Origin of the sequence: Xanthomonas floridensis, assembly GCF_001642575.1 — a bacterium.
GTDB lineage: Bacteria > Pseudomonadota > Gammaproteobacteria > Xanthomonadales > Xanthomonadaceae > Xanthomonas > Xanthomonas floridensis.
The window spans coordinates 154,158-175,386 of record NZ_LXNG01000023.1 but is presented as its reverse complement, the minus strand read 5'-3'; the positions used below and the strand labels follow the sequence as shown (position 1 = coordinate 175,386).

Annotated in this window: 17 protein-coding genes and 1 other RNA gene; 11 read left to right on the top strand and 7 right to left on the bottom strand. The window is 66.6% G+C overall.

The window, feature by feature from the left end; genetic code table 11:
• Positions 1 to 187 precede the first annotated feature (187 nt).
• The gene (locus A7D17_RS14310) at positions 188 to 2,722 is read left to right on the top strand and encodes an excinuclease ABC subunit UvrA (RefSeq protein ID WP_064509682.1); all 2,535 of its coding nucleotides are present in this window, start codon (positions 188 to 190) and stop codon (positions 2,720 to 2,722) included.
• Positions 2,723 to 2,786: 64 nt separating this feature from the next.
• On the opposite strand, the gene A7D17_RS14305 is transcribed toward A7D17_RS14310, so the two are convergent.
• Together A7D17_RS14305 and A7D17_RS14300 are read right to left on the bottom strand one after the other, a co-directional pair.
• On the bottom strand, positions 2,787 to 3,038 hold the full coding sequence (locus tag A7D17_RS14305; protein WP_275655083.1) for a fibronectin type III-like domain-contianing protein: 252 nt from the start codon (positions 3,036 to 3,038) through the stop codon (positions 2,787 to 2,789).
• Between the two features lie 193 nt (positions 3,039 to 3,231).
• Complete coding sequence (locus A7D17_RS14300) at positions 3,232 to 4,305, bottom strand: alcohol dehydrogenase catalytic domain-containing protein (RefSeq protein ID WP_082861993.1); 1,074 nt, start codon at positions 4,303 to 4,305, stop codon at positions 3,232 to 3,234.
• Between the two features lie 132 nt (positions 4,306 to 4,437).
• On the opposite strand from A7D17_RS14300, the gene A7D17_RS14295 reads away from it, so the two are divergent.
• The gene (locus A7D17_RS14295) at positions 4,438 to 5,013 is read left to right on the top strand and encodes a TetR/AcrR family transcriptional regulator (RefSeq protein WP_239692195.1); all 576 of its coding nucleotides are present in this window, start codon (positions 4,438 to 4,440) and stop codon (positions 5,011 to 5,013) included.
• 277 nt (positions 5,014 to 5,290) lie between these two features.
• Here A7D17_RS14295 and A7D17_RS14290 read toward each other — a convergent pair whose 3' ends face one another.
• From A7D17_RS14290 to A7D17_RS14280, 3 genes are read right to left on the bottom strand one after another with little or no spacing between them, the layout of a single operon-like run.
• Positions 5,291 to 7,588, bottom strand: coding sequence for a xanthine dehydrogenase family protein molybdopterin-binding subunit (locus A7D17_RS14290; protein ID WP_064509679.1), 2,298 nt, complete (start codon positions 7,586 to 7,588; stop codon positions 5,291 to 5,293).
• Positions 7,585 to 8,673 (bottom strand): FAD binding domain-containing protein, encoded by a 1,089-nt coding sequence (locus A7D17_RS14285; RefSeq protein ID WP_064509678.1) that lies wholly within the window; start codon positions 8,671 to 8,673, stop codon positions 7,585 to 7,587. The genes A7D17_RS14290 and A7D17_RS14285 overlap by 4 nt, the downstream gene beginning before the upstream one ends.
• Positions 8,646 to 9,221 (bottom strand): (2Fe-2S)-binding protein, encoded by a 576-nt coding sequence (locus A7D17_RS14280; RefSeq protein ID WP_064509677.1) that lies wholly within the window; start codon positions 9,219 to 9,221, stop codon positions 8,646 to 8,648. Before A7D17_RS14280 ends, A7D17_RS14285 begins: the two co-directional genes overlap by 28 nt.
• Before the next feature lie 280 nt (positions 9,222 to 9,501).
• Between A7D17_RS14280 and A7D17_RS14275 the strand changes: the two genes are divergently transcribed.
• The 6 genes from A7D17_RS14275 to A7D17_RS14250 all read left to right on the top strand — a co-directional run bounded on the left by A7D17_RS14275 (position 9,502) and on the right by A7D17_RS14250 (position 17,514).
• A complete protein-coding gene (locus A7D17_RS14275) occupies positions 9,502 to 10,026 on the top strand; it encodes an RNA polymerase sigma factor (protein ID WP_064509676.1) in 525 nt (174 codons plus the stop codon).
• Between the two features lie 65 nt (positions 10,027 to 10,091).
• A complete protein-coding gene (locus tag A7D17_RS14270; protein WP_064509787.1) occupies positions 10,092 to 11,120 on the top strand; it encodes a FecR family protein in 1,029 nt (342 codons plus the stop codon).
• Positions 11,121 to 11,449: 329 nt separating this feature from the next.
• On the top strand, positions 11,450 to 14,350 hold the full coding sequence (locus A7D17_RS14265) for a TonB-dependent receptor (protein ID WP_064509675.1): 2,901 nt from the start codon (positions 11,450 to 11,452) through the stop codon (positions 14,348 to 14,350).
• A gap of 277 nt (positions 14,351 to 14,627) precedes the next feature.
• Complete coding sequence (locus A7D17_RS14260) at positions 14,628 to 15,956, top strand: histidine-type phosphatase (protein ID WP_064509786.1); 1,329 nt, start codon at positions 14,628 to 14,630, stop codon at positions 15,954 to 15,956.
• A 216-nt stretch (positions 15,957 to 16,172) separates the two neighbouring features.
• A non-coding RNA gene (locus A7D17_RS14255) (sX9 sRNA) lies at positions 16,173 to 16,248 on the top strand.
• Positions 16,240 to 17,514 (top strand): jacalin-like lectin, encoded by a 1,275-nt coding sequence (locus tag A7D17_RS14250; RefSeq protein ID WP_064509674.1) that lies wholly within the window; start codon positions 16,240 to 16,242, stop codon positions 17,512 to 17,514. The genes A7D17_RS14255 and A7D17_RS14250 overlap by 9 nt, the downstream gene beginning before the upstream one ends.
• Before the next feature lie 108 nt (positions 17,515 to 17,622).
• On the opposite strand, the gene A7D17_RS14245 is transcribed toward A7D17_RS14250, so the two are convergent.
• A complete protein-coding gene (locus A7D17_RS14245; RefSeq protein ID WP_064509673.1) occupies positions 17,623 to 18,048 on the bottom strand; it encodes a type II toxin-antitoxin system death-on-curing family toxin in 426 nt (141 codons plus the stop codon).
• A 9-nt stretch (positions 18,049 to 18,057) separates the two neighbouring features.
• Positions 18,058 to 18,279, bottom strand: a complete 222-nt coding sequence (locus A7D17_RS14240) for an AbrB/MazE/SpoVT family DNA-binding domain-containing protein (protein WP_064509672.1) — start codon at positions 18,277 to 18,279, stop codon at positions 18,058 to 18,060.
• A gap of 148 nt (positions 18,280 to 18,427) precedes the next feature.
• On the opposite strand from A7D17_RS14240, the gene lexA reads away from it, so the two are divergent.
• From lexA to A7D17_RS14225, 3 genes are read left to right on the top strand one after another with little or no spacing between them, the layout of a single operon-like run.
• On the top strand, positions 18,428 to 19,033 hold the full coding sequence (lexA, locus tag A7D17_RS14235) for a transcriptional repressor LexA (RefSeq protein WP_064509785.1): 606 nt from the start codon (positions 18,428 to 18,430) through the stop codon (positions 19,031 to 19,033).
• 1 nt (position 19,034) lies between these two features.
• Positions 19,035 to 19,685 carry a translesion DNA synthesis-associated protein ImuA gene (gene imuA / locus A7D17_RS14230; RefSeq protein ID WP_064509671.1) on the top strand — a complete coding sequence of 217 codons (651 nt, stop codon included), beginning with the start codon at positions 19,035 to 19,037 and terminating at the stop codon, positions 19,683 to 19,685.
• A 9-nt stretch (positions 19,686 to 19,694) separates the two neighbouring features.
• Complete coding sequence (locus A7D17_RS14225) at positions 19,695 to 21,113, top strand: Y-family DNA polymerase (protein ID WP_064509670.1); 1,419 nt, start codon at positions 19,695 to 19,697, stop codon at positions 21,111 to 21,113.
• The last annotated feature ends 116 nt before the right edge of the window (positions 21,114 to 21,229 follow it).

The window sequence follows — 21,229 nt, the reverse complement described above, 5'->3', positions numbered from 1 at the left end:
GCCACCGAGCCTCCACGGATGGATTCACGGCGTGTCCCGCGAGCGGCGAGGGCACCGCGCCTTCGACTAACCAGGCTTTTGATCCGGGCATCTGCCTGCATCTAAACGACGCTACGATGTTGCAACGACATCGGCTGCATGCATGCCGCGCTAGGCTAGGGCGCTGTCGAATGTTGGTTCGCTAGTCATGTCTAATGCAACGTCGTCTTCCTCCGGCCAGGTGCGTGTACGCGGCGCGCGCGAGCACAACCTCAAGAATGTGGATGTGGACATTCCACGCGATGCGCTGGTGGTGTTCACCGGGGTGTCCGGCTCGGGCAAGTCGTCGCTGGCGTTCGGCACCATTTTCGCCGAGGCGCAACGCCGCTATCTGGATTCGATCTCGCCCTATGCGCGGCGCCTGATCGACCAGGTGGGCGTGCCGGAAGTGGATGCCATCGATGGGTTGCCGCCGGCGGTGGCCTTGCAGCAGGCACGCGGCGCGCCGAGCGCGCGCTCGTCGGTGGGCAGCGTCACCACCATCTCCAACTCGCTGCGCATGCTGTATTCGCGTGCGGGCAGTTATCCGCCCGGGCAGGACATCATCTATGCGGACGGGTTTTCGCCCAATACGCCGGCCGGCGCCTGCCCTACCTGTCACGGCCTGGGTCGCATCTACGACGCCACCGAAGCCACCATGGTGCTGGACCGCAACCTGAGCATCCGCGACCGTGCCGTGGCAGCCTGGCCGGGCGCCTGGCATGGTCAAAACCAGCGCGACATCCTGACCACGCTGGGCATCGATGTGGACCTGCCGTGGCACAAGCTACACAAGAAGACCCGCGACTGGATTCTGTACACCGACGAGCAACCGGTGGTGCCGGTGTACGCCGGCTATGGCCTGGACGAGGTCAAGCGCGCACTCAAACGCAAGGAAGAGCCCAGCTACATGGGCACGTTCACCAGTGCGCGGCGCTATGTGTTGCATACCTTTGCCACTACGCAAAGCGCGCAGATGAAAAAACGCGTGGCGCAGTACCTGGTGAGCACGCAATGCCCGCAATGCGACGGCAAGCGGCTACGGCGCGAAGCGCTGTCGGTCACCTTTGCCGGGCTGGATATCGGTGACTTGTCGCGGCGGCCGCTGGACGAAGTGGCCGAGTTGCTGCGCCCGGCGGCAGACGCCGACCTGCGTACGCAGGGCAGGAAGAAGGGTGCAGCCGAGCACCCGGAACAGCGCATCGCCGCGCAACGCATCGCGGCAGACCTGCGTGCGCGCATCGCCGTGGTGCAGGCCTTGGGCCTGGGGTATCTGAGCCTGGAGCGCAGCACGCCCACGCTGTCGCCGGGCGAACTGCAACGGTTGCGGCTGGCCACGCAGATCCGCTCGCAGTTGTTCGGCGTGGTGTATGTGATGGACGAACCGTCGGCCGGCCTGCACCCGGCCGATGCGCAGGCGCTGCTGGGCGCGCTGGACCAGCTCAAGGCGGCGGGAAATTCGGTCTTCGTGGTCGAGCACGAAGTGGATGTGATCCGCCACGCCGACTGGATCGTGGACGTGGGCCCGGCCGCCGGTGCGCATGGCGGGCAGGTGCTGTACAGCGGCCCGCCCGCCGGGTTGGAGACGGTGGAGGCCTCGTCCACGCGGCGCTATCTGTTCGGCGCGCCGCCGCAGGTGCATCGGCATGCGCGCGAGGCAGGCGGTTGGCTGCAGTTGCGCGGCATCACGCGCAACAACGTGCGTGGCCTGGATGTGGATCTGCCGCTGGGGGTGTTCACCACCGTCACCGGCGTGTCCGGCTCGGGCAAGTCGTCGTTGATCAGCCAGGCACTGGTGGAACTGCTTGCTGCCCACCTGGGCCAGAGCCAGGCAGAGGATGAGGAGGCACTGGATCCGCTGGAGCGCGGCACCCAGGTGCCGGTGGGTGGTGCGATCGTCAGCGGACTGGATCGCGTGCGCCGGCTGGTACGCGTGGACCAGAAACCGATCGGGCGTACGCCGCGTTCCAACCTGGCCACCTATACCGGCCTGTTCGACCCGGTCCGCAAGTTGTTTGCGGCCACGCCGGCCGCGCGTCGCCGCCGCTACGACCCGGGGCAATTCTCCTTCAACGTGGCCAAGGGCCGCTGCGCCACCTGCGAAGGCGAGGGCTCGGTGTCGGTGGAGTTGCTGTTCATGCCCAGCGTCTACGCGCCATGCCCCACCTGCCACGGCGCGCGCTACAACGCCAAGACCCTGGAGATCGAACTGCGCGGGCACACCATCGCGCAGGTGCTCGAGTTGACCGTGGACCAGGCGGCAACGTTCTTTGCCGACGAGGCCAGCGTGCTGCGCCCGTTGCAGGTGCTGCGCGAGGTGGGGCTGGGCTATCTGCGGCTGGGCCAGCCGGCCACCGAACTCTCGGGCGGCGAGGCGCAGCGCATCAAGCTGGCCACCGAACTGCAACGCGCCCAACGGCGCGACACCGTCTACGTGCTGGACGAGCCCACCACCGGCTTGCACCCGTCCGACGTGGATACCTTGATGGCGCAGCTGCAGGGGCTGGTGGAGGCAGGCAATACGGTGATCGTGGTCGAACACGATATGCGCGTGGCCGCCAGCAGCGACTGGGTGCTGGACATGGGGCCGGGCGCGGGCGGTGCGGGCGGCAATGTGGTGGTTGCCGGTACGCCGGCTGTGGTCGCGCAACAGCGCGCCAGCCGCACGGCGCCGTTCCTGGCGCAGGCGCTGGCCGGGGAGTAGCACGCAGCGACAGCCGATGCGTGGCGGTTGTCGCGCATTGGCAACATCAGCCAGGCCGGCCGCACTATTCGCATTGCGCATGCACGCCACCGGCTTGCGCGGACGGCGCGAGCCAGAGATCGAACAGGCCCGGCTCCACGATCGGGGTCATCGCCTGTCCGACAAACGTCAGATGCGCGCGACGCAGCTCGAACTGCATGGTGACGCTGCCGCCAGCTGGCACCCTGCGCTTGCGCAAGTCCTTGGGCTCGCGCACCGGACGCACGATGCTGGCAGTGCGGTCGCGCCTCGTCGCAGCTGACGTCGAGTGGTGCACGCAGGCAGACAGAGCCTTGCCGGGCGGAAGATGCGCTCACGCTACATCGGCGCGGTGGCCAGGCATGCGGGTCCGGTTCGCATGCGACGTGGTGGCTTCGGCAGGGTGTGGCGCGTGCTTCGGGCAGAGGTGGCAACGCACGGACGCAATGCCGACACGCGCACAGGCCGCGCCGGCATCGCAGCGAGGCCGGTTACAGGGCCGATGCCTGCATATCGATCACAAAGCGGTAGTGCACGTCGTTGTTATGGATCCGCGCGAAGGCAGCGTTGATGTCCTGCAGCTTGATCACTTCGATATCGGCCACGATGCCGTGCTGTTGGCAGAACGCGAGCATGGTGTGGGTGTCGGCGGTGCCACCGGTGCCGGAGCTGGTGACCTTGCGGCGGCCCATGGCCAGCAGCACCGGGCGGAAATCCAGCTGGTCGGGCAGGCCCAGCGTGCATAGGGTGCCGTCGAGCGTGACCGCCTTGAGCATGTCGTTCATGGGGTAGCTGCGCGAGACGGTGTCCAGGATGAAATCGAAGCGGTAGGCCTGTGCCTGCATCTGCGCCGCATCGGTGGAGACCACCACTTCGTGCGCGCCCAGGCGATGCGCTTCGGCGGCCTTCCTTGGCGAGGTGGTGAAGGCCACGACATGCGCACCCATGGCACGGGCGAACTTGATGCCCAGATGGCCAAGCCCGCCGATGCCAACCACGCCCACGGTATGGCCAGAGCCGATGCCGTAGCGGTGCAATGGCGCAAAGCAGGTGATGCCGGCGCAGAGCAGTGGCGCGGCAGCGGCCGGGTCCAGGCCGTCGGGCAATGGATAGACGAAACGCGCGTCGGACACGTAGTACTGCGAATAGCCACCGCGCGTGCGGCTGCCGTCCACGCGATCCACGCCATCGAAGGTCAGGGTAGGGAAGGCATGGCAATACACTTCGTCGTGCGCCTGGCATGGCGCGCAGTGCCGGCAGGAATCGACGATGGTGCCGATCATCACGCGTTGGCCCAGCGTAAAACCTTCGACATCCGCGCCCAGCTCGATGACTTCGCCAACGATTTCGTGGCCGGGCACCAACGGGTATTCGCTGGCCCACTTGTTTACCGAGTGCAGGTCCGAATGGCAGACGCCGCAGAACAGCACCTTGATTGCGACATCGTTGGCGCGCACCGCGCGGCGTTCGAACTGCCACGGCACCATGGCGCCTTCTTTCTCGAGCGCCGCATAGGCGCGGGTGGTGCGGCTGGCGCCGCCGGAGTGCGGATTGGCAGAGGTCATGGCAGTCGCTGTGCTTTACAATTGGCGGAACGTGTAAGATTTACGTATTTACAGACAATGTCAAGTGTAAAGTCATCGAAAGTGGCTGCTGCGCCTGTCGCCGCGCCCGCCGAACCCAAGCAGACGCGCGTCATGGAGACCGCGCTGCAGCTGTTCTTGCGGCATGGCTATCGCAAGGTGAGCATGAGCGACATCGCCCAGGCTGCGCAGATGTCGCGGCCGTCGCTGTATGCCGCGTTCCCCAACAAGGAGGCGATCTTTACCGCGCAGGTGGTGCGTCAGCGCGACATTTGCATGGCTGCAACGGCGCTGCGCGTGCGCGACACCCAGGATCTGCAGACCCAGCTACGGCATCTGTTCGATATCTGGGTGCTGGAGCCGGTGGCGGCGGTGATCGATTCCGAAAACGGGCTGGATCTGCTCGCCAACTGCGGTGTGTACGCGCCCGACGCGTTGGATGCGCTGTACCAGCAGATGGAAGACACGCTGGTGCAGATGCTGCGCCCGCATGTGGGCGACGACAGTGCCATGTCTGCAGCCGATCTTGCTTACATCCTGCGGCTAGCCACCACCAGCCTCAAGGCATCGGCGGAGAACGAAGCGGTGCTGCGCCGTTTGATCGCCGGTCTGATCACCATGGCCTTGTCCACGGTGCAGGCGGGGAGTGCGCAGACGCCGAGCAAGAAGAAGTCCTTGCGAGGACGCTGATGCCTGGTGTGTGCAGGTGAGATGGTTGCACGCGTCTGCGGTGCGGTGGTTTGGTGCAGTGATGACGTCTGAAAGTCGGTGGCCAGGCGCCGCCGCTGCGCGTGATCAAACGCAAGGCCGGTGATGTCACGCGCCGGATGTCGGCAAGCTGGGTCGCCTATCTCCCCAAACTGGTCCGGCCGCAGTGGTTTGCGGACCCGACATCGTGCGATGCCGGGCCGCTCACCAGATGCCATTGCATCGCGCTGCGGGATCCGCCGATCCCGCCGTCGCGCGCTCAGTCCGCCATCACCGTGTCCGGCGACATCGGCGTGCTGCGGATGCGCTTGCCGGTGGCGTGGAAGATGGCGTTGCAGATGGCTGCCGACACGCCCACCTGGCCGATCTCGCCCACACCTTTGGCCCCCAGGCTGCTGACCACGCGGTCGTCTTCGTCGGCAAAGATCACGTCGATGTCATGGATGTCGGCATTGGCGCAGACGTGGTACTGCGCCAGATCGTGATTCATGAAGCGGCCGAAGCGGTGATCGGCCTGGGTGTGTTCGTGCAGGGCCTGGCCGATCCCCCAGACCACACCGCCCACGATCTGGCTGCGCGCAGTGGTCGGGTTGAGAATGCGCCCCGCGGCAATTGCGCTGACCACACGCGTTACCCGCACGGTGCCCAGTTCTTCGTCCACGCGGACCTCCACAAACACCGCCCCGTGCGTGGCGCGGGTGTATTTGCGCTGCTTGAGCACATTGGGCAGCAACAGGAACTTGTCTTCGATCTGCTCCAGTGCGGCCACGCGCAGCAACTCCGGCAATGCAATGGCGCTGCTGGCATCGGCACGCAACGCAAGCGTGCCGTCGGCAAAGACCACATCGTCCAGTTTGACCCGTGCAAAGCGCGAATCGGGCAAGGCCTGGGCCAGGCGCAGCAGCCGCGTGCGCAATTTGCCGCACACCCCATCCACCGCCGAGCCGATCGTGGCGACATGCGAGGAGCCGCCTTCGATGGGCGCGACAGGCAAGGTGGAGTCGCCGAGCTGGAAGCTCACCTGTTCCAGAGGCAGGCCCAGTGCTTCGGCAGCGATCATCGCCATCACCGTGTAGGTGCCGGTGCCGATATCGCTGGCGGCACTGCTCACCACCAGTCGACCATCGGCATGCAGCACCGCATGGGCGCGCGCAAACATCTGCATCGCATCCCATTGCGCGGTGGCCATGCCCCAGCCGACCCACTCGCGGCCTTCCTTGCGCGCGCGCGGCTGCGGTGGGCGGTTTGCCCAGCCAAAGCGTTCTGCACCTTGTTGGTAACACGCGCGCAAGGCCTTGCTGGAAAACGGCTTGTCGTCGGCAGGATTGACCTCGGCGTAATTCTTCAAGCGCAGCGCCAGCGGATCGATGCCCACCTCGTAGGCCAACTCGTCCATCGCCACTTCCAGCGCATGCATGCCATGGGTCGCGCCGGGCGCGCGCATGTCCATCGGGCTGTACTGGTCCAGGCTGACCAGGTTGTAGCCCAAATGCACGTTGTCGCAGGCATACAGCTGCCCACTCCAGTTGACCACGACCTCGACGTAGTCCTCGATGCGCGAGGTTTCGGCGATGGCCTCGTGCCAGATGGCGCGCAAGCTGCCATCGCGGTCGGCACCGAGCTTGAGCCGCTGCACGGTTTCCGGGCGGTGGCCGAAGGTAAACATCTGTTGCCGCGTCAGCACCACACGCACCGAGCGGTCCAGCAGGATCGAGGCCATCACCGCCAGCGCCAGCTGATATTGCGGGCGCAGGCCCGAGCCGAAGGCGCCGCCGACATACGGGTTACGTACGGTGACCTTGCGCTTGCTCAGGCCGAATACATGCGACACGTACCAGCGGCTGTTCTGCGAGCCCTGGGTCTTGTCGTAGATGGTGAAGTGGCCGTCTTCCTCGCGGATCACGGTCGAGGCGAACAACTCCATCGGATTGTGATGTTCCACGCCGCTGTAGTAGTCGGCCTGTACCTGGCAGGGAGCATCGGCGAAGGCGGTGTCCGGCGTGCCCTTGTCCTTGGGGGGCGGCGTAAAACCGGCCCGCATGCCCTTGGGAGCATGCGCACGGTCCAGGTTGGTCCTCAGGTCGGTGTCGTGCGGTTGCTGGGCATACTCCACCTGCACCAGGTGCGCGGCATGCCGCGCCGCTTCGAACGTGTCGGCCACCACCAGCGCGACGGGCTGGCCGCTGTAGAGAACGACGTTGTCATACAGCGGGCGGAATGGCGAGCCCGGGGGAGCGGTCATGTCCTTGTAGAACAGGTCCATGCCACGCATATGCGGGCGATTTTCGTGGGTGACGATCTCCAGCACACCCGGTACTGCGCGTGCGGCAGCCAGATCGAAGCCGACGATGCTGCCTTTGGCGATCGTGCTGCTGACGACCACGCCAAAGGCCAGGTCCGGCACCGGCCACTCGGCGGCATAGCGCGCCTGGCCGGTGACTTTTGCACGCCCGTCGATACGCGGCACAGCGGTGCCGGTAGGGCGAAAGCCGGTGCCTGGATCGGCGACCGGTGGCGTCAATTGGCGGTTGGGTAGATCCGTGCTGCGTGCGTTCATGGGGATTCCTCCAGCGCAGTGGTGCGCCCGCGGTTGTCGGTGGTGCCCTCGCGCGCGACCTCCAGTGCGCGCACGATGGCGCGGCGTGCCAACGGCAGCTTGAAGGCGTTTTCGCCCTGCGCCTGTGCGCCTTGCAGCAGGGCGTCTGCCAGACGCGCAAAAGTGTCCGCAGTGGCGGGCGACCCCACCAGCTGCGCTTCTGCGTCGGGATTGCGCCACGGCTTGTGCGCCACCCCGCCGAGGGCAACGCGCACCTCGCCGATGCTGCCGTCGTCCTTCAGGTCGAGCGCGGCAGCCACCGACACCAGCGCAAACGCATACGACAGACGCTCGCGGATCTTCAGGTAAGCGCTGTGCGCGACAAACCGCTGCGCGTCGGGCAGATCGATATGCACGATCAGTTCGTCCGGCGCCAGCGTGCTGTCCAGTTCCGGATGATCGCCAGGCAACCGATGAAAATCGGCAAATGCAATGTCGCGCTCGCCTTGCGGGCCCTGCACATGCACCACCGCGTCCAGCGCCGCCAGGGCCACGCACATATCCGACGGATGCGTGGCGATGCAGTGCGCGCTGGTGCCAAGGATGGCGTTGTATTTGGTCAACCCGCCAATGGCCGAACACCCGCTGCCCGGTGCACGCTTGTTGCAAGGTGTGGCGTGGTCGTAGAAGTACATGCAGCGCGTGCGTTGCAACAGGTTGCCGCCGTTGCTGGCCATGTTGCGGATCTGCGGCGAGGCGCCGGCCAGGATCGCCGCGCTCAGCAACGGGTAGCGCATTTCGACGTCCGGGTGATACGCGGTGTCGGCGTTGCGCGCGAGCGCGCCCAGGCGCACGCCGCCCTCCGGCAACGCGCTGATGCTGTCCAGCGGCAGGCGGTTGATGTCGACCAGGCTGCTGGGTCGCATCAGTTGCAGCTTCATCAAATCGGTGAGATTGGTGCCGCCGGCGATCAGCCGCACGGGCGCATCCGACGGTACCGGATGCGGGCCGTTGCCGCGCGATGCGATGGCAGCGAGCGCGGCATCCACGCTGTCCGGGCGCGCGTAGTTGAGCGGGATCATGCCGGCACCGTCCCGGGCGTCCACGGCGTGGCAGCGCTGTCGCTGTTGTCGCCGCGCTTGCCCATCACCTCCATCACCGCATCGGTGATCTGCGGGTAAGCACCGCAGCGGCACAGATTGCCGCTCATCAGTTCGCGCACCTGGTCGCGGTCGTGCGCCTTGCCTTCCTTGAGCAGGCCGACCGCCGAACACAGCTGGCCCGGCGTGCAGTATCCGCACTGGAATGCATCGTGCGCGATGAAGGCGCGCTGTAGGGGATGCAGTTGTTCGCCATCGGCCAGGCCTTCGACGGTGGTGATGTCGGCACCGTCCTGCATGACCGCAAGTGTCAGGCAGCTATTGATGCGGCGGCCATCCACCAGCACCGTGCATGCGCCGCACTGGCCGTGATCGCAGCCTTTCTTGCTGCCGGTGAGATCGAGCCGGTCGCGCAGCAGATCGAGCAGGCTGACCCAGGCTTCCAGTTGCAACTGATAAGGCTGGCCGTTGATGCGCAGGTTGACCGGGTAGGTCGGCGCAGCGGTGGCGGTGGCTGGCGCCGTGTGATCGGCAATGGCGGGCGTGGCATTCATGCGAACCCCGTGGCGATGGCTGGGAGGAGGGCCCTCACCTTGACCCTCGCAGGGTCAAGGTGCGGTGTAGGGACGGTGTAGATGTAGCGATGCTGCGATCGCGCTTGCGCGGGCAAGCAACAGCGCTGTGGCGTTCGCTCGGCTGCATTGCAGTGTCGCGCGATGGCGATCGGTTGCGCGACGCAGCGGCCTGCAGTGCAGGCCGGGATGCGTCGTGCGTCATCGTGGTGTCACCTGAATTGGCCAGGCTAGCGCGCCCAGCGCAAGGGGAGCGCGCACGATGAAAGCCACTGCCACCCGCGCGTGGACCCAGGTGTTCACGCAGCACGGATCGGTGCTGCGCGGTTTCTTTGTGCGCCGCGGCGCCAAGGAAGACGCCGAGGACCTGGTGCAGGAAACCTATCTCCGCCTGTTGCGTGCGCAGCAGGACCAGGGCGAGGGAATCGCCAACCCGGAAGCCTATCTGTACACGGTGGCGCTGAATCTTGCGCGCGAGCAGGCGGTGCGCCGCAAGCAGGCGCCGTTGCAGATCGAAGAAATGGAACAGTTTTCGCAGTTGCTGGCCGCCGGCGAGGATGTGGAAGATGCCGCGCATCGTCAGCAGCGCCAGCAACGTCTGCAGGCCTTGCTGGCGACCTTGCCGGAGCGCACCTGCGCGGTGCTGGTGATGCAGTACCGCGATGGACTCAGCTATAAGCAGATCGCCGAGCGCATGGGCGTGTCTGCGCACATGGTCAAAAAACATGTGGTGCGTGGGTTGTCGGCTTGCAGGCAGGCCGTTGCCGACAGCGGGGAGAGCTGGTGAGCACGCGCATTCTGGCCACCCGTAGTGCTGCCGGCGAAGCCGCGCACTGGCATGCACTGCACCGCATGCAGGCGCTGGATGCGCAGCAGCAAGCCAGCTTCATGCAATGGCTGACCGCATCGCCGCTGCATGTGCGCGAGTACATGGCCGTGCTGCGCGTCGCCGGCGAGCTGGGCGATGTCTTGCGTGGCATGGAGCTGGATGTGGAGGCCTTGCTCGAGGGCGATCGCCGCACGCGTGCGGCTGCAGCGTCGCCCAATGTGATCGCGTTGCCGTTGCCGTCGCGATTGCCGCAACCACGACCGCCTCGGCACGTGGCACCTGCGGGCCGTCACGATGGCCAGCGTGGCGTGCGTGGACGTGGCTGGAGCCTGGGCCTGGCCGCGGCGTTGTGCGGCGTGGCGGTCTTGACCGGCTGGGCCTGGCCGCGCACCCAGACCTATGCCACCGCACATGGCGAGCAGCGCCGCGTGCAACTGGCCGATCGCAGCGTGGTGCATCTGAATGCGCTCAGCAGCGTGCGTGCGACCATGACGCCGTGGAGCCGTCGCCTGCAATTGCTGCACGGTCAGGCCAGCTTTGAGGTGGCCCAGGACCGCCGTCGGTTGCAGGTGTATGCCGGCCGCCTGCGTGTGGAAGATATCGGCACCACCTTCGATATCGCGTTGTATCGGCAGCAGGCACGCATCGAGGTCACCGAGGGGCGCGTGCACGTGTGGCGCGAAGACCGCAAACGGCAGCCGATGCTGGCAAACCTGGGTGCCGGGCAGAGCGCACGGATCGATGCGGTGTCCGGCCGGGTCGACGTGTCCAGCGAGGATGTCGACGCGATGCATGCGTGGTGGCAGCGGCGCATCGTGTTCCGCGATGCGCCGCTGACCACCGTGGCGGAGGATTTCAATCGGCTCAATCGCACCCGCCTGCTCATCGACGATGCCGCCGCCGGCGCGTTGCGGCTCACCGGCAACCTGCGCGGCGACGATGTCGCCTCGCTGCGCGCGTTTCTCGACGACCAACCCAACCTGCGCGTGGTCGATGCGCCGGGCGTGCTGCGCGTGAGCAGCCGGCCAGCGCAGGGCGCCGCCGCGCACTGACGACCGCGGCGTGAATGACACCGTCACTGCCCAGGTGACATCTCCGACATGGGCGCCACCGCCGGGCGGCATCGTGTGCGCCGCGCTCTGCCATCAGCCATGACTCTGTGGCGACCGGCCGACGTGCGCACGCGTGCAGATGCACCCGCATCGTGCAGGCAGCGTGGCACGCCTGCTTGCATGTGCGCTGCCGGCGCCCACGTGTCACAGAAAATTCATCAAAAAACGGTGCCCGATCGTCGCTGTCGTCCCTCGTAGTCCGGGTACACCGCAGCAATGCCGCCCGTGCGTGGCGCTGCGCATTGCTTCCTCCCCTACTGGATTCCACGATGCGTCGTACGTTGGTTCTTTCGATTGCTCTCGCGTTGCATGCCGGTACTGCCGGTGCCCAGACCACGCCTGCGGCGGTGTCGGTCGATGCGATTCCCGCACAACCGCTGGCACGGGCACTCAACGCCTTGTCGCGTCAGACCGGCCTGCAATTCGTGTATGCCGCAGGCGTTGCGGGCAACCCGCAGACCCGCGCCACCACGGCCGGCATCGCACCGGAGCAGGCGTTGCAGCAGTTGCTTGCCGGTACCGGCCTGCGCTATCGCTATCTGAACCCGACCACGGTGACCATCGAAACGGCGCAGGACCCGGCTGGCGCGCAGACCCCGCTTTCCGCGACGTCGGCGGCCGTGGCGAATGCGCCAGTACCGCGCGCAGACGCACCGGTGCAGGAGCTGGACAGCATCCAGGTGCTCGGCAGTTACGCCGGCAGCCTCAGCGCTGCGTTGCGCCAGAAACGCTACGCCGACAGCGTGGTGGATGTGATTGCCGCAGAAGACATCGGCAAGTTGCCGGCACAGAACGTGGCCGAAGCGCTGCAGCGCGTGCCCGGCGTGTCGATCGTGCGCGACCGCGGCGAAGGCGTGTACGTGCGCGTGCGCGGCCTGGGCCCGAACTTCCAGGTCACCACGCTCAACGGCCAGACCATGGCAGTCAACGAGAACGTGCGCACCTCCGGGCAGACCGGGCGGCAGTTTCGCTACGACACGCTGCCGGCCGAGCTGGTTTCCGGGCTGGACGTGATCAAGAGCCCCACCGCCGATCTGGATGAAGGCGCCATCGGCGGCATCGTCAATGTGCGCACGTTCCGCCCACTGGAACTGGGCAAGACCCTGGCCAATGTGTCGCTGGAATCGAGCCAGGCACAACGCACGCATGCCAACGATCCGCGCGTGTCGGGCCTGTTCAACTGGATCAACGCCGAGGGCACCTTCGGCATGCTGATCTCTGGCGCGTATGCGCAACGCAGCTTGCGCCAGGACCGCGTCAACGAGGTGAGCTGGGACTACTACCGCAACGGTGTGCCGGGCGTACCCGGTGCCAGCTATGTGCCGACCGGCCTGCGCCCGACGCTGGAACTGGAAGAGCGCGAACGCACCGGCGTGGCCGCCTCGCTGCAGTGGAAGCCGAGCGCGCAGTGGGAGACCAATCTGGATCTGCTCTACGCCAAGCAGACCGTGCACTACGACGAATACAGCATGGGCGTCGGCTTCGACAGCCTGGCCAAGCTGAGCAATCTGCGGGTGGAAAACGGCGGCATCACCGGCTTCGATTACCGCAACGGCCAGGTGCAGATCTCGCGCGAGACCTCCGGCATCACCGACGACAATCGCAGTGCACGCCTGTCCAGCACCTGGAGCGGCGACCAATGGACGCTGGGCGCGGTGGCATTCCACTCGCAGGCGCACAGCTACGATTCGGCCCCGATCCGGCGCACCCGCCTGCGCAGCGGCACCAACCTGTCGATGCGTGTGGACATGCCGCAAGCCGATGGCGAGAACGTGCCGGACTGGGGCTTCACCAACGGTTTCGATCCGACCAACCCGGCGACCGTGGCGGGGCGCCGGCTGGAATGGCGCGAAATCGATGCGCGCGACAAGGAGGACGCGCTACAGGTCGATGCCAGGCGTACGCTCGACGGCAGCTTCTTCCGCGACCTGAAGGTGGGCGCCAAGTATCGCGAGCGCTCGCGCACCTACGATCGCGCCGACCTGCTGCTCAACAGCATCGCCGGAGTGCGCTTTCCGGGCAGCAACTTTACCGCGCTGCCGGTGAACGACATGCTGGCCGACGCCAACGGCACCATGCCGCGCCAGTGGCTGGCACCGATCGAATCCACGTTCTGGGGCACTTGGCCCACCAGCGCCGACCTGCGCAATACACCCAATAGCGCGGATCTGCAGAATTCCTATGAGGTGCAGGAGAAGATCGCCTCGGCCTATGCCATGACCGATTTCGGCACCGATCTGGCCGGCCGCGAGCTGCGCGGCAACCTGGGTGCGCGCGTGGTGCGCACCGAGCAGGCCACCGATGGTCATGCCGACGTCAACGGCAGCGCGCGGCCAGTCCATTTCGAGCGCAGCTATACCAACGTGCTGCCGTCGTTCAACGTGGCCTGGGATGTACGCGAGGACATGGTGCTGCGGACCTCCGCGGCCAAGGTGATCACGCGTCCGGACCTCACCGACCTGTCGTCCAAGCTCACCTTCAATTCCAGCGGCGAGATCCTCACCGCCAGTGGCGGCAACCCTGCGCTGCAGCCGTTCGAGGCATGGCAATACGACCTGACCTTCGAGTGGTATATCGATGGGACGTCGGCACTGACCGGTGGGCTGTTCTACAAGGATATCTCCAGCTTCATCCAGACCCAGATGTCCAACCTGGTCTACGAAGGCCAGACCTATCTGCTGTCGTCCAAGACCAATGGCAGCAAGGCGATGGTGCAGGGTGCGGAAGTGGCGTATCAGCAGGTGTTCACCGGCCTGCCGTCGCCGCTGGATGGCTTGGGCATGCAACTCAACTACACCTGGACCGACAGCAAGGCGACCTATCACGACGGCACCAGCAGCTTTACCGACAGCCTGGAAGGGGTGGCCAAGAACACCTACAACGCCGTGCTGTTCTACGAGAAGGGGCCGTTGATGGCACGCGTCAGCTACAGCTGGAGCGACGAGATTCTCAACGCGGTGGGCACCGCCAATGTGGCCACGCTCAACAGCGACAAGTTCGGCAGCCTGGATGCCAACGTGGCCTACAAGGTCAACGACACGCTGTCGGTGTTCGTCAATGCGATCAACCTGACCGGCGAAGTGCAGCGCCAGTTCGTCGGCGATCACCTGTTCGGTGGCTATACCGACTACGGCCGCACCTGGTCGCTTGGAGTGCGCGCGCGGTTCTGAGTGGGATCAAGGCAAGCAGGTCGGCGGGGATCCGTCGGTCGAGGACGGTGCGCTCCATCTGGCACGCGTGCAGCGCGGCATGCTGCAACCGCGGTCTTTTGGGAGATGGCCGTTGCGATAGCCGCTCCAACGTTGCCGACAACTGCCAGGGCCACAACCGGGCGCCTTCCAACAGCGCGTCATTTGCACCTGCAACGGCGCCCGCTGTGGCGTTGTTGCCAACTGCCGGTCGCGCCCTGCCGCAATGCAGGGCGACGCCATGATCGAGATCGAATGCATGTCATCACTACCGCGTCTGTGTTTTGGATTTTTCGCTTCTGTCGTTGTTGCGCTGATTCCGCCGGGAACGGCGCGCGCCGCCGCCGCAGTGCCTGACACGCTTGAGAAAGTCGTCATCCTCAAGCGCCACGGCGTGCGTGCGGCGATGTCCAGCCCGGAAGCGCTGGGCAGGTATTCCGCACATCCCTGGCCACGCTTCGGCGTGCCTGCCGGTTACCTCACCGAGAACGGCGCACGTCTGGAGGCCTTGTTCGGCCGCTACTATCGCGCCCATTACGCGCCGCTCGGCCTGTTCGATGGCGATGCGTGCGACAAGGCGTATTACTGGGCCAACCGCACCCAGCGCACCATCGCCTCGGCACAGGCGCTGGCAAGCACGCTCACGCCCGGCTGCGCGAACACGGTGCATCACGTTGCCGACGATGCATCCGATCCACTGTTCGATGGCGCGCCGGCATTGCACCAACCCGCTGCCGCCGCATTGATGCGCGCAGCCATCGCCGGCCGCGTCGGCGGCGATGTTGCGAGCTGGAATGCGGCGCAGCGCGATGCCATCGACAGCTTGCAGCAACTGCTGTTGCAGTGCACGCAACGGCCGTGCCCGGCGCAGGCCGTTGCCGACAAGCAACGCCTGGATGCGGTGCCTGCACGCATGGGCGATGCGCACCACGGCATTGCCGGAGTCGAAGGCCCGGCACCGGCCGCATCGGGCATCAGCGAGAGCCTGCTGATGGGCTGGGCCGACGGCCAGGACTTTGCCGCACTGGGGTGGCAAGGCCTGGACGAAGCCAGCCTGCTGCGCGCGTTCGCACCGCACCAGGCCGAGTTCGCGCTGCGCCTGCGCGCGCCGACGGTGGCGCGGATGGCCAGTTCGCCATTGGCGGCGCAGCTGCTGGCAACCTTGCAGCAAGGCAGCCAGGCCAACGGCAGTGCAAACACCAACGCGGCGCGTGCGATGCCGATCGGTGGGGATGCACGCCTGGTGGTGCTGTCCGGGCACGACGGCACGCTGACCTTGCTGGCCGGCATGTTCGACCTGCACTGGCAGTTGCCCGGTTACCAACCCGACCAGACCGTGCCTGGTGGCGCCTTGGTCTTCGAGCGCTGGCGGCGTGCCGACGGGCAACGCGTGATCCGCCTTCGCTACACCGCGCAGACGCTGGCGCAACTGCGCGAACGCCGCACGCTGACAGCGCAGGCGCCGCCACCGTCATCGCCGGTGTTCATTCCCGGCTGCAGCAGTGCGACCCCGGAGTACGACTGCCCGCTAGCAACCTTGGCGAGCGTGATCGACGCGGCGATCGACACGCATTACCTGAGCGAATGACGCTGCGCGCGCCGGCCGCGGCCGGCGCGTGCGGTTGCATCGGCGCTTGAGCGCCGTCTCCCTGGCCGCCGTGCCAGCCGCTGTTTCCCATCACTGCAAGAGGCGATTTATGCTCCACCAGCCACGTACTCTCGTCAGTCTCGGAACCGCTCTGAGAGCAACTACCAAAACTACTGCGCGTTCGCCAGGCGGGCGCGGCCGGTGCTCGGAATCGGCATGTACCACTCGTACACTGCGGTTCCTCCGCGCCGTCCGCACCCACCTGACAACCGCTCGCTACGTTTTGTTAGCTGCTCTCACACTTGCCTGTGCAGGCAGCGCCCAGGCGCAAACAGACGTCGGTGTACTCGACGTGTTGACCTACAACATCGCCGGTCTACCCGAAGGGCTGTCCAGCGGAACGCCGGCCACCAACACCGCACTGCTGGCGCCGAAACTGGCACCTTATGGCCTGGTCAACGTGCAGGAAGACTTCAACTACCACGCCACGCTGTACGCCGGCGACGCGCATCCCTACCGCACCGCCACCAGCGGCGGTGCCGCGTTCGGCGACGGGCTCAATACGCTCAGCAACTACCCCTTCAGCGACTTCACCCGGATCAAGTGGAACCAGTGCAACGGCACCGACTGCCTGACCCCGAAGGGTTTCAGTTACATGCGCGTGCGCCTGGCCGACGGCGTGTTGCTGGACGTCTACAACGCGCACCCCAATGCCGGGGTCGAAGCGGGCGATCTGTCCGCGCGTCGCGCCAATATCGGTCAGCTCTCGCAATTCATCCAGACCTGGTCGGCCGGCAACGCGGTGCTGGTGATGATGGATTCCAATACGCGCTACACCCGCAGCGACGACAACATCCGCGAGCTGATCGCCTCCAATGGGCTGACCGATCCGTGGGTGGAACTGATCAAGGGCAGCGCACCGGCGGCCGGCGCCGCGCCGCTGCTCTGCGGCACGCCGCCCACCAATAGCTGTGAGGTGGTCGACAAGATCCTGTACCGCGACGCCCCGCAACTGACCCTGGTGGCCAATCGCTATCAGCTCGATGGCGGCGGCTTCTACGACAGCGCCGGCAAGCCCTTGTCCGATCACTACCCGCTGTCCACGCAGTTCGGATGGGCGGTGGGCGATCGCCTGCGTACCAGCGACCAGTTCGGAGGTCCGCATGGCATTCCGTTCAACGATCTGGCCGGCAACCCCGGCGTGCGCCGGTTCAGTGGCGTGACCCTGCGCGGCGGTGCGCGCCTGGATGGCGTCGGTGTGATCCTGGACAGCGGCAAGCTGCTCGCACATGGGGGCAGCGGTGGGCAGGCGACCACACTGTCGCTGGGTGCCAACGAAACGCTGTCCTCGGCCACCTTCAGCGTGGGCAAGTACAACGACCGCACCCGCCTGTTCTCGCTGAGCCTGCGTACCAATACCGGCCGCAGCGTGCAGGTGGGTAGCCCGACCAGCGAGAGCTACACGCTGAGCGCTCCCAGCGGCTGGCACATCGCCGGTTTCACCGGCCGCGCAGGCGATGAGATCGATAAGTTGGGCGTGGTGTATGCGAAGGATTAGGCGCTGGCGCTAAACCTCATGCAGCTTCATCGTCGGTTCGGTGATAGCTGTAGGGCAGCGATGTTGGCCAAGGATGGCCATTGCGCACATTTTTTTCTAGCGTACGAATCACCCATGCGTGGGCGCTGATTCGTGCACGCGATCTGGATGCCGCACTTGCAGGCGTGAGCGCAACCACGCGGCGCAGGCCGCTTCATCGAGTGAGCCATCGGCCAGACCGATGTAGAAGCCGTAGAGTTCCAGATCATCGGCGACCAGGGTCGCACCGTTGAGCACGATGAAGGTTTCGCAGGCAACCGCCGCAGTGCGCTTGTTGCCATCGACAAACGGATGGTTACGGCCCAATCCATAGGCAAGACTTGCCGCCAGCGCAGCCAGGTCCGGTGGTGGCTCGCCGTAGGACAGCAGTTGCTTTGGCCTGGCAAGCGCCGAGTCGAGCAAGGCGTCGTCGCGCACACCGCTGCCGCCGCCGTGTTCGGCCAGTTGACGATCGTGGATGGCCAGGACAAGCGGCCGCTCGATCCAGATGATCATGGGCGAGCCTTATTGCGCCAGTTTATGCAGCAACGTGCGGCGGTTGCGCATCACCTGCTCGGCCACCTCCATCTGCGCGGCCAGAGTGGGGTCGAACGCGGTCAGCTTGATGCCGTCGGGCGTTTCCAGCGCATACAGTTCGTCGCCCTTGCCCAGGCGCAAACGGGCGAGCAGTTCCTTGGGCAGGATGACGCCAGCAGAATTGCCGATGGCGGTGATCTTGAGCTTCATGGTGATGCCTCACGTTAGTACGTAAGTTATAACTCTGTCGTCAGCCGGTCGCAAGCGCTGTGCTGAAGCGACTCAGCAAGCCAGTCTCGTCTGCTGCGATTGAAAAGTGTACAAATGTACACCTCGCCCTGTCGGCCGTCGCATGCTCATGCAACCTCTCTCTTCCAAACGCCTGGCGGTGCTGGCCTTCCTGCAGGAGCAGGCCCGCGCTGGTGTCTCGCCCAGCCTGGCCGAGATCGCGCAGGCGTTTGGGTTCGCCTCGCGCAATGCCGCGCAAAAGCACGTGCAGGCGTTGGCCGAGGCGGGCTTGATCGAACTGCGCCCCAATCAGAAGCGCGGCATCCGCATGCCGGGCGGTGGTGGGCGCGATGCCTTGCTGGCGTTGCCGGTGCTGGGGCGGGTGGCGGCCGGTGTGCCAATCGGCGCCGATATCGGCCTGGACCGGCAACTATGGCTGGACCGCGCGCTGTTTTCGCTGCAGCCGGACTACCTGCTGCAGGTGCAGGGGGATTCGATGATCGACGACGGCATCCTGGACGGCGACCTGGTCGGCGTGCACCGCAGCAACGAGGCGCGCGATGGGCAGATCGTAGTGGCCCGGGTGGATGGCGAAATCACCATCAAGCGGCTGGAGCGTGGTGCCGAGCGTATCCGCCTGCTGCCGCGCAACCGCGCGCATGCGCCGATCGTGGTGGCGGCCGATGCCGACTTCGCGATCGAAGGGCTCTACTGTGGCCTGATCCGGCAGGGCTGAGATGAGCGAGCCGGTGCAACTGCGACAACACGGCAATGCGGCGGTGGCCATGCCGCTGGACGCATTGCTGGCGGCGCGCACGGTGTGGCGGGCCGGTCACGGCACGGCCACCGTCACCGGCGGCGAAGCCACCGGGCATGCCGGGCTGGATGCAGTGCTGCCCGATGGCGGTTGGCCGCGGCGCGCGCTGACCGAACTTTTACTGCCCGCCCACGGCGTAGGCGAGATCGCCTTGCTGCTGCCCACGCTGGCGCGCATGACCGGCGCCGGCAGCCGGGTAGTGCTGGTGGCGCCGCCGTTCATTCCGTATGCGCCGGCCTGGCAGGCAGGTGGAGTGGTGCTGCAGCAGCTGGAGGTGGTGCAGGCCGAGCCACGCGAAGCACTGTGGGCGTTCGAGCAATGCCTGCGCAGTGGTGCCTGTGCGGCGGTGCTGGGGTGGCCGCAGACCGGCGATGCCCGCGCCCTGCGGCGCCTGCAGGTAGCGGCCGACAGCGGCAATTGCTGCGCGTTCGCGTTGCGCGACCGGCGCCACGCGGTGAATGCTTCGCCGGCGGCCCTGCGGCTGGAATTCCTGCCCGAGCGCGATGCCTGGCAGGTGCGCAAGTGCCGCGGCGGCCAGGTGCCGTCGCAGCCGCTGCGGCTGGCGCATTGAGGCGCGCGCATGTTGTGGGCCTGTCTATTGCTGCCGCAGCTGGCGCTGGACGCTGTCCTTCGGCGTCTGGAAGAACCGCAGGCGCCGTTGGTGCTGGTGCAGGGGCCGGCGCAGCTGCGCAACCTGCATTCGGTCAATGCCGAGGCCGCAGCGGCCGGCTTGAAAGCGGGAATGCGGCTGTCGGCGGCGCATGCGCTGATGGCGCAGGTGCGTACGGTCGATTACGACGCGCAGAACGAAGCGCGCACGCAGCGGTTTCTGGCGGCCTGGGCATACCGGCATAGCTCGCTGGTAAGCCAGCAATGGTCGCGCGCCATCGTGCTGGAAGCTGCGGCCAGCTTTCGCCTGTTCGGCCCCTGGCCACGCTTCGAGCGCCGCTTGCGCGATGAACTGCAGGCGTTGGGCTTCCAGCACCGGCTTGCGCTGGCGCCCACGCCGCGCGCGGCGCGCGTGCTGGCCGGCCTGCGCGATGGCATGGTGGTGACCGAACTGCAGGCCTTGCACCGCACGCTGGACAAGGTGCCGGTGCGCCGCGCGGCCTTGCCGGGCGATGCCGGCGAGCGCCTGCAGCACATGGGCGTGCGTACGCTCGCCGCAGTCCGTGCGCTGCCGCGCGACGGACTGCGCCGGCGTTTCGGGGCCGACCTGCTGGAACATCTGGACCGTCTCTACGGCGATGCCGATGACCCGCTGGACTGCTATGCGCCGCCGGACCATTTCGACCAGCGCGTGGAGCTGGGCTACGAGGTGGAAACGCACCCGGCCTTGCTGTTCCCGCTGCGCCGGTTGATCGGTGACCTGTGCACCTATCTGTCGATCCGCGATGGCGGCGTGCAGCGTTTCCTGCTGCGGTTGGAGCACGAAGAAGGCGCCACCGACGTCGAGATCGGCCTGCTCACGCCCGAGCGTGCGCCTACGCTGTTGTTCGAGCTGGCCCGTAACCGGCTGGAACGGGTGGAAATTCCGCGGCCGGTGGTGGCGATGCGCCTGCTGGCCAAGCAGCTGCCGCCGTTCGTGCCGGCCATGCGCGACCTGTTCGATCAACGCGCGCAGCAGTCGGTGGACTGGCCGCAGCTGCGCGAGCGGCTGCGTGCGCGGTTGGGCGATGAGGCCGTCTACCGTGTGTTGCCCGCCGACGACCCGCGCCCGGAGCGTGCCTGGCGCCGTGCCATCGGCGATGCAGTACGCGAAGCCGCAGCGCCGGCGCGTCCGCCGCGGCCCACCTGGCTGCTGCCGCAACCGGTGCCGCTGCACGATCCGCAGCTGCGCATCGTGTCCGGCCCCGAACGCCTGGAAAGCGGTTGGTGGGACGACGACGAGGCGCGCCGCGACTACTACGTGGTGGAAACCGCGCGCGGCCGGCGCGCCTGGGTGTTTGCCGCACCCGGCCACGTGGACGGGTGGATGCTGCACGGGTGGTTTGCGTGAAGTCGGGTACTCCGAGCCCGTGGGCGGTAGTGCATCGCTGCGCCTGTGGCCACGCGGCATACCGGCCGCAGGCGGCGATGCAGGCCTGCGACCAGCGCTTGCCGTCTGCGGCGGGC

What these genes read in the sequence shown, in the direction of transcription:
- A7D17_RS14260 (WP_064509786.1), top strand. Translation starts at nt 14,628, where the DNA reads ATGTCATCACTACCGCGTCTGTGTTTTGGATTTTTCGCTTCTGTCGTT.
- A7D17_RS14300 (WP_082861993.1), bottom strand. Translation starts at nt 4,305, where the DNA reads ATGACCTCTGCCAATCCGCACTCCGGCGGCGCCAGCCGCACCACCCGC.
- A7D17_RS14290 (WP_064509679.1), bottom strand. Translation starts at nt 7,588, where the DNA reads ATGAACGCACGCAGCACGGATCTACCCAACCGCCAATTGACGCCACCG.
- A7D17_RS14225 (WP_064509670.1), top strand. Translation starts at nt 19,695, where the DNA reads ATGTTGTGGGCCTGTCTATTGCTGCCGCAGCTGGCGCTGGACGCTGTC.
- A7D17_RS14240 (WP_064509672.1), bottom strand. Translation starts at nt 18,279, where the DNA reads ATGAAGCTCAAGATCACCGCCATCGGCAATTCTGCTGGCGTCATCCTG.
- A7D17_RS14310 (WP_064509682.1), top strand. Translation starts at nt 188, where the DNA reads ATGTCTAATGCAACGTCGTCTTCCTCCGGCCAGGTGCGTGTACGCGGC.
- A7D17_RS14280 (WP_064509677.1), bottom strand. Translation starts at nt 9,221, where the DNA reads ATGAATGCCACGCCCGCCATTGCCGATCACACGGCGCCAGCCACCGCC.
- A7D17_RS14270 (WP_064509787.1), top strand. Translation starts at nt 10,092, where the DNA reads ATGCAGGCGCTGGATGCGCAGCAGCAAGCCAGCTTCATGCAATGGCTG.
- A7D17_RS14295 (WP_239692195.1), top strand. Translation starts at nt 4,438, where the DNA reads ATGGAGACCGCGCTGCAGCTGTTCTTGCGGCATGGCTATCGCAAGGTG.
- imuA (WP_064509671.1), top strand. Translation starts at nt 19,035, where the DNA reads ATGAGCGAGCCGGTGCAACTGCGACAACACGGCAATGCGGCGGTGGCC.
- A7D17_RS14265 (WP_064509675.1), top strand. Translation starts at nt 11,450, where the DNA reads ATGCGTCGTACGTTGGTTCTTTCGATTGCTCTCGCGTTGCATGCCGGT.
- lexA (WP_064509785.1), top strand. Translation starts at nt 18,428, where the DNA reads ATGCAACCTCTCTCTTCCAAACGCCTGGCGGTGCTGGCCTTCCTGCAG.
- A7D17_RS14245 (WP_064509673.1), bottom strand. Translation starts at nt 18,048, where the DNA reads ATGATCATCTGGATCGAGCGGCCGCTTGTCCTGGCCATCCACGATCGT.
- A7D17_RS14275 (WP_064509676.1), top strand. Translation starts at nt 9,502, where the DNA reads ATGAAAGCCACTGCCACCCGCGCGTGGACCCAGGTGTTCACGCAGCAC.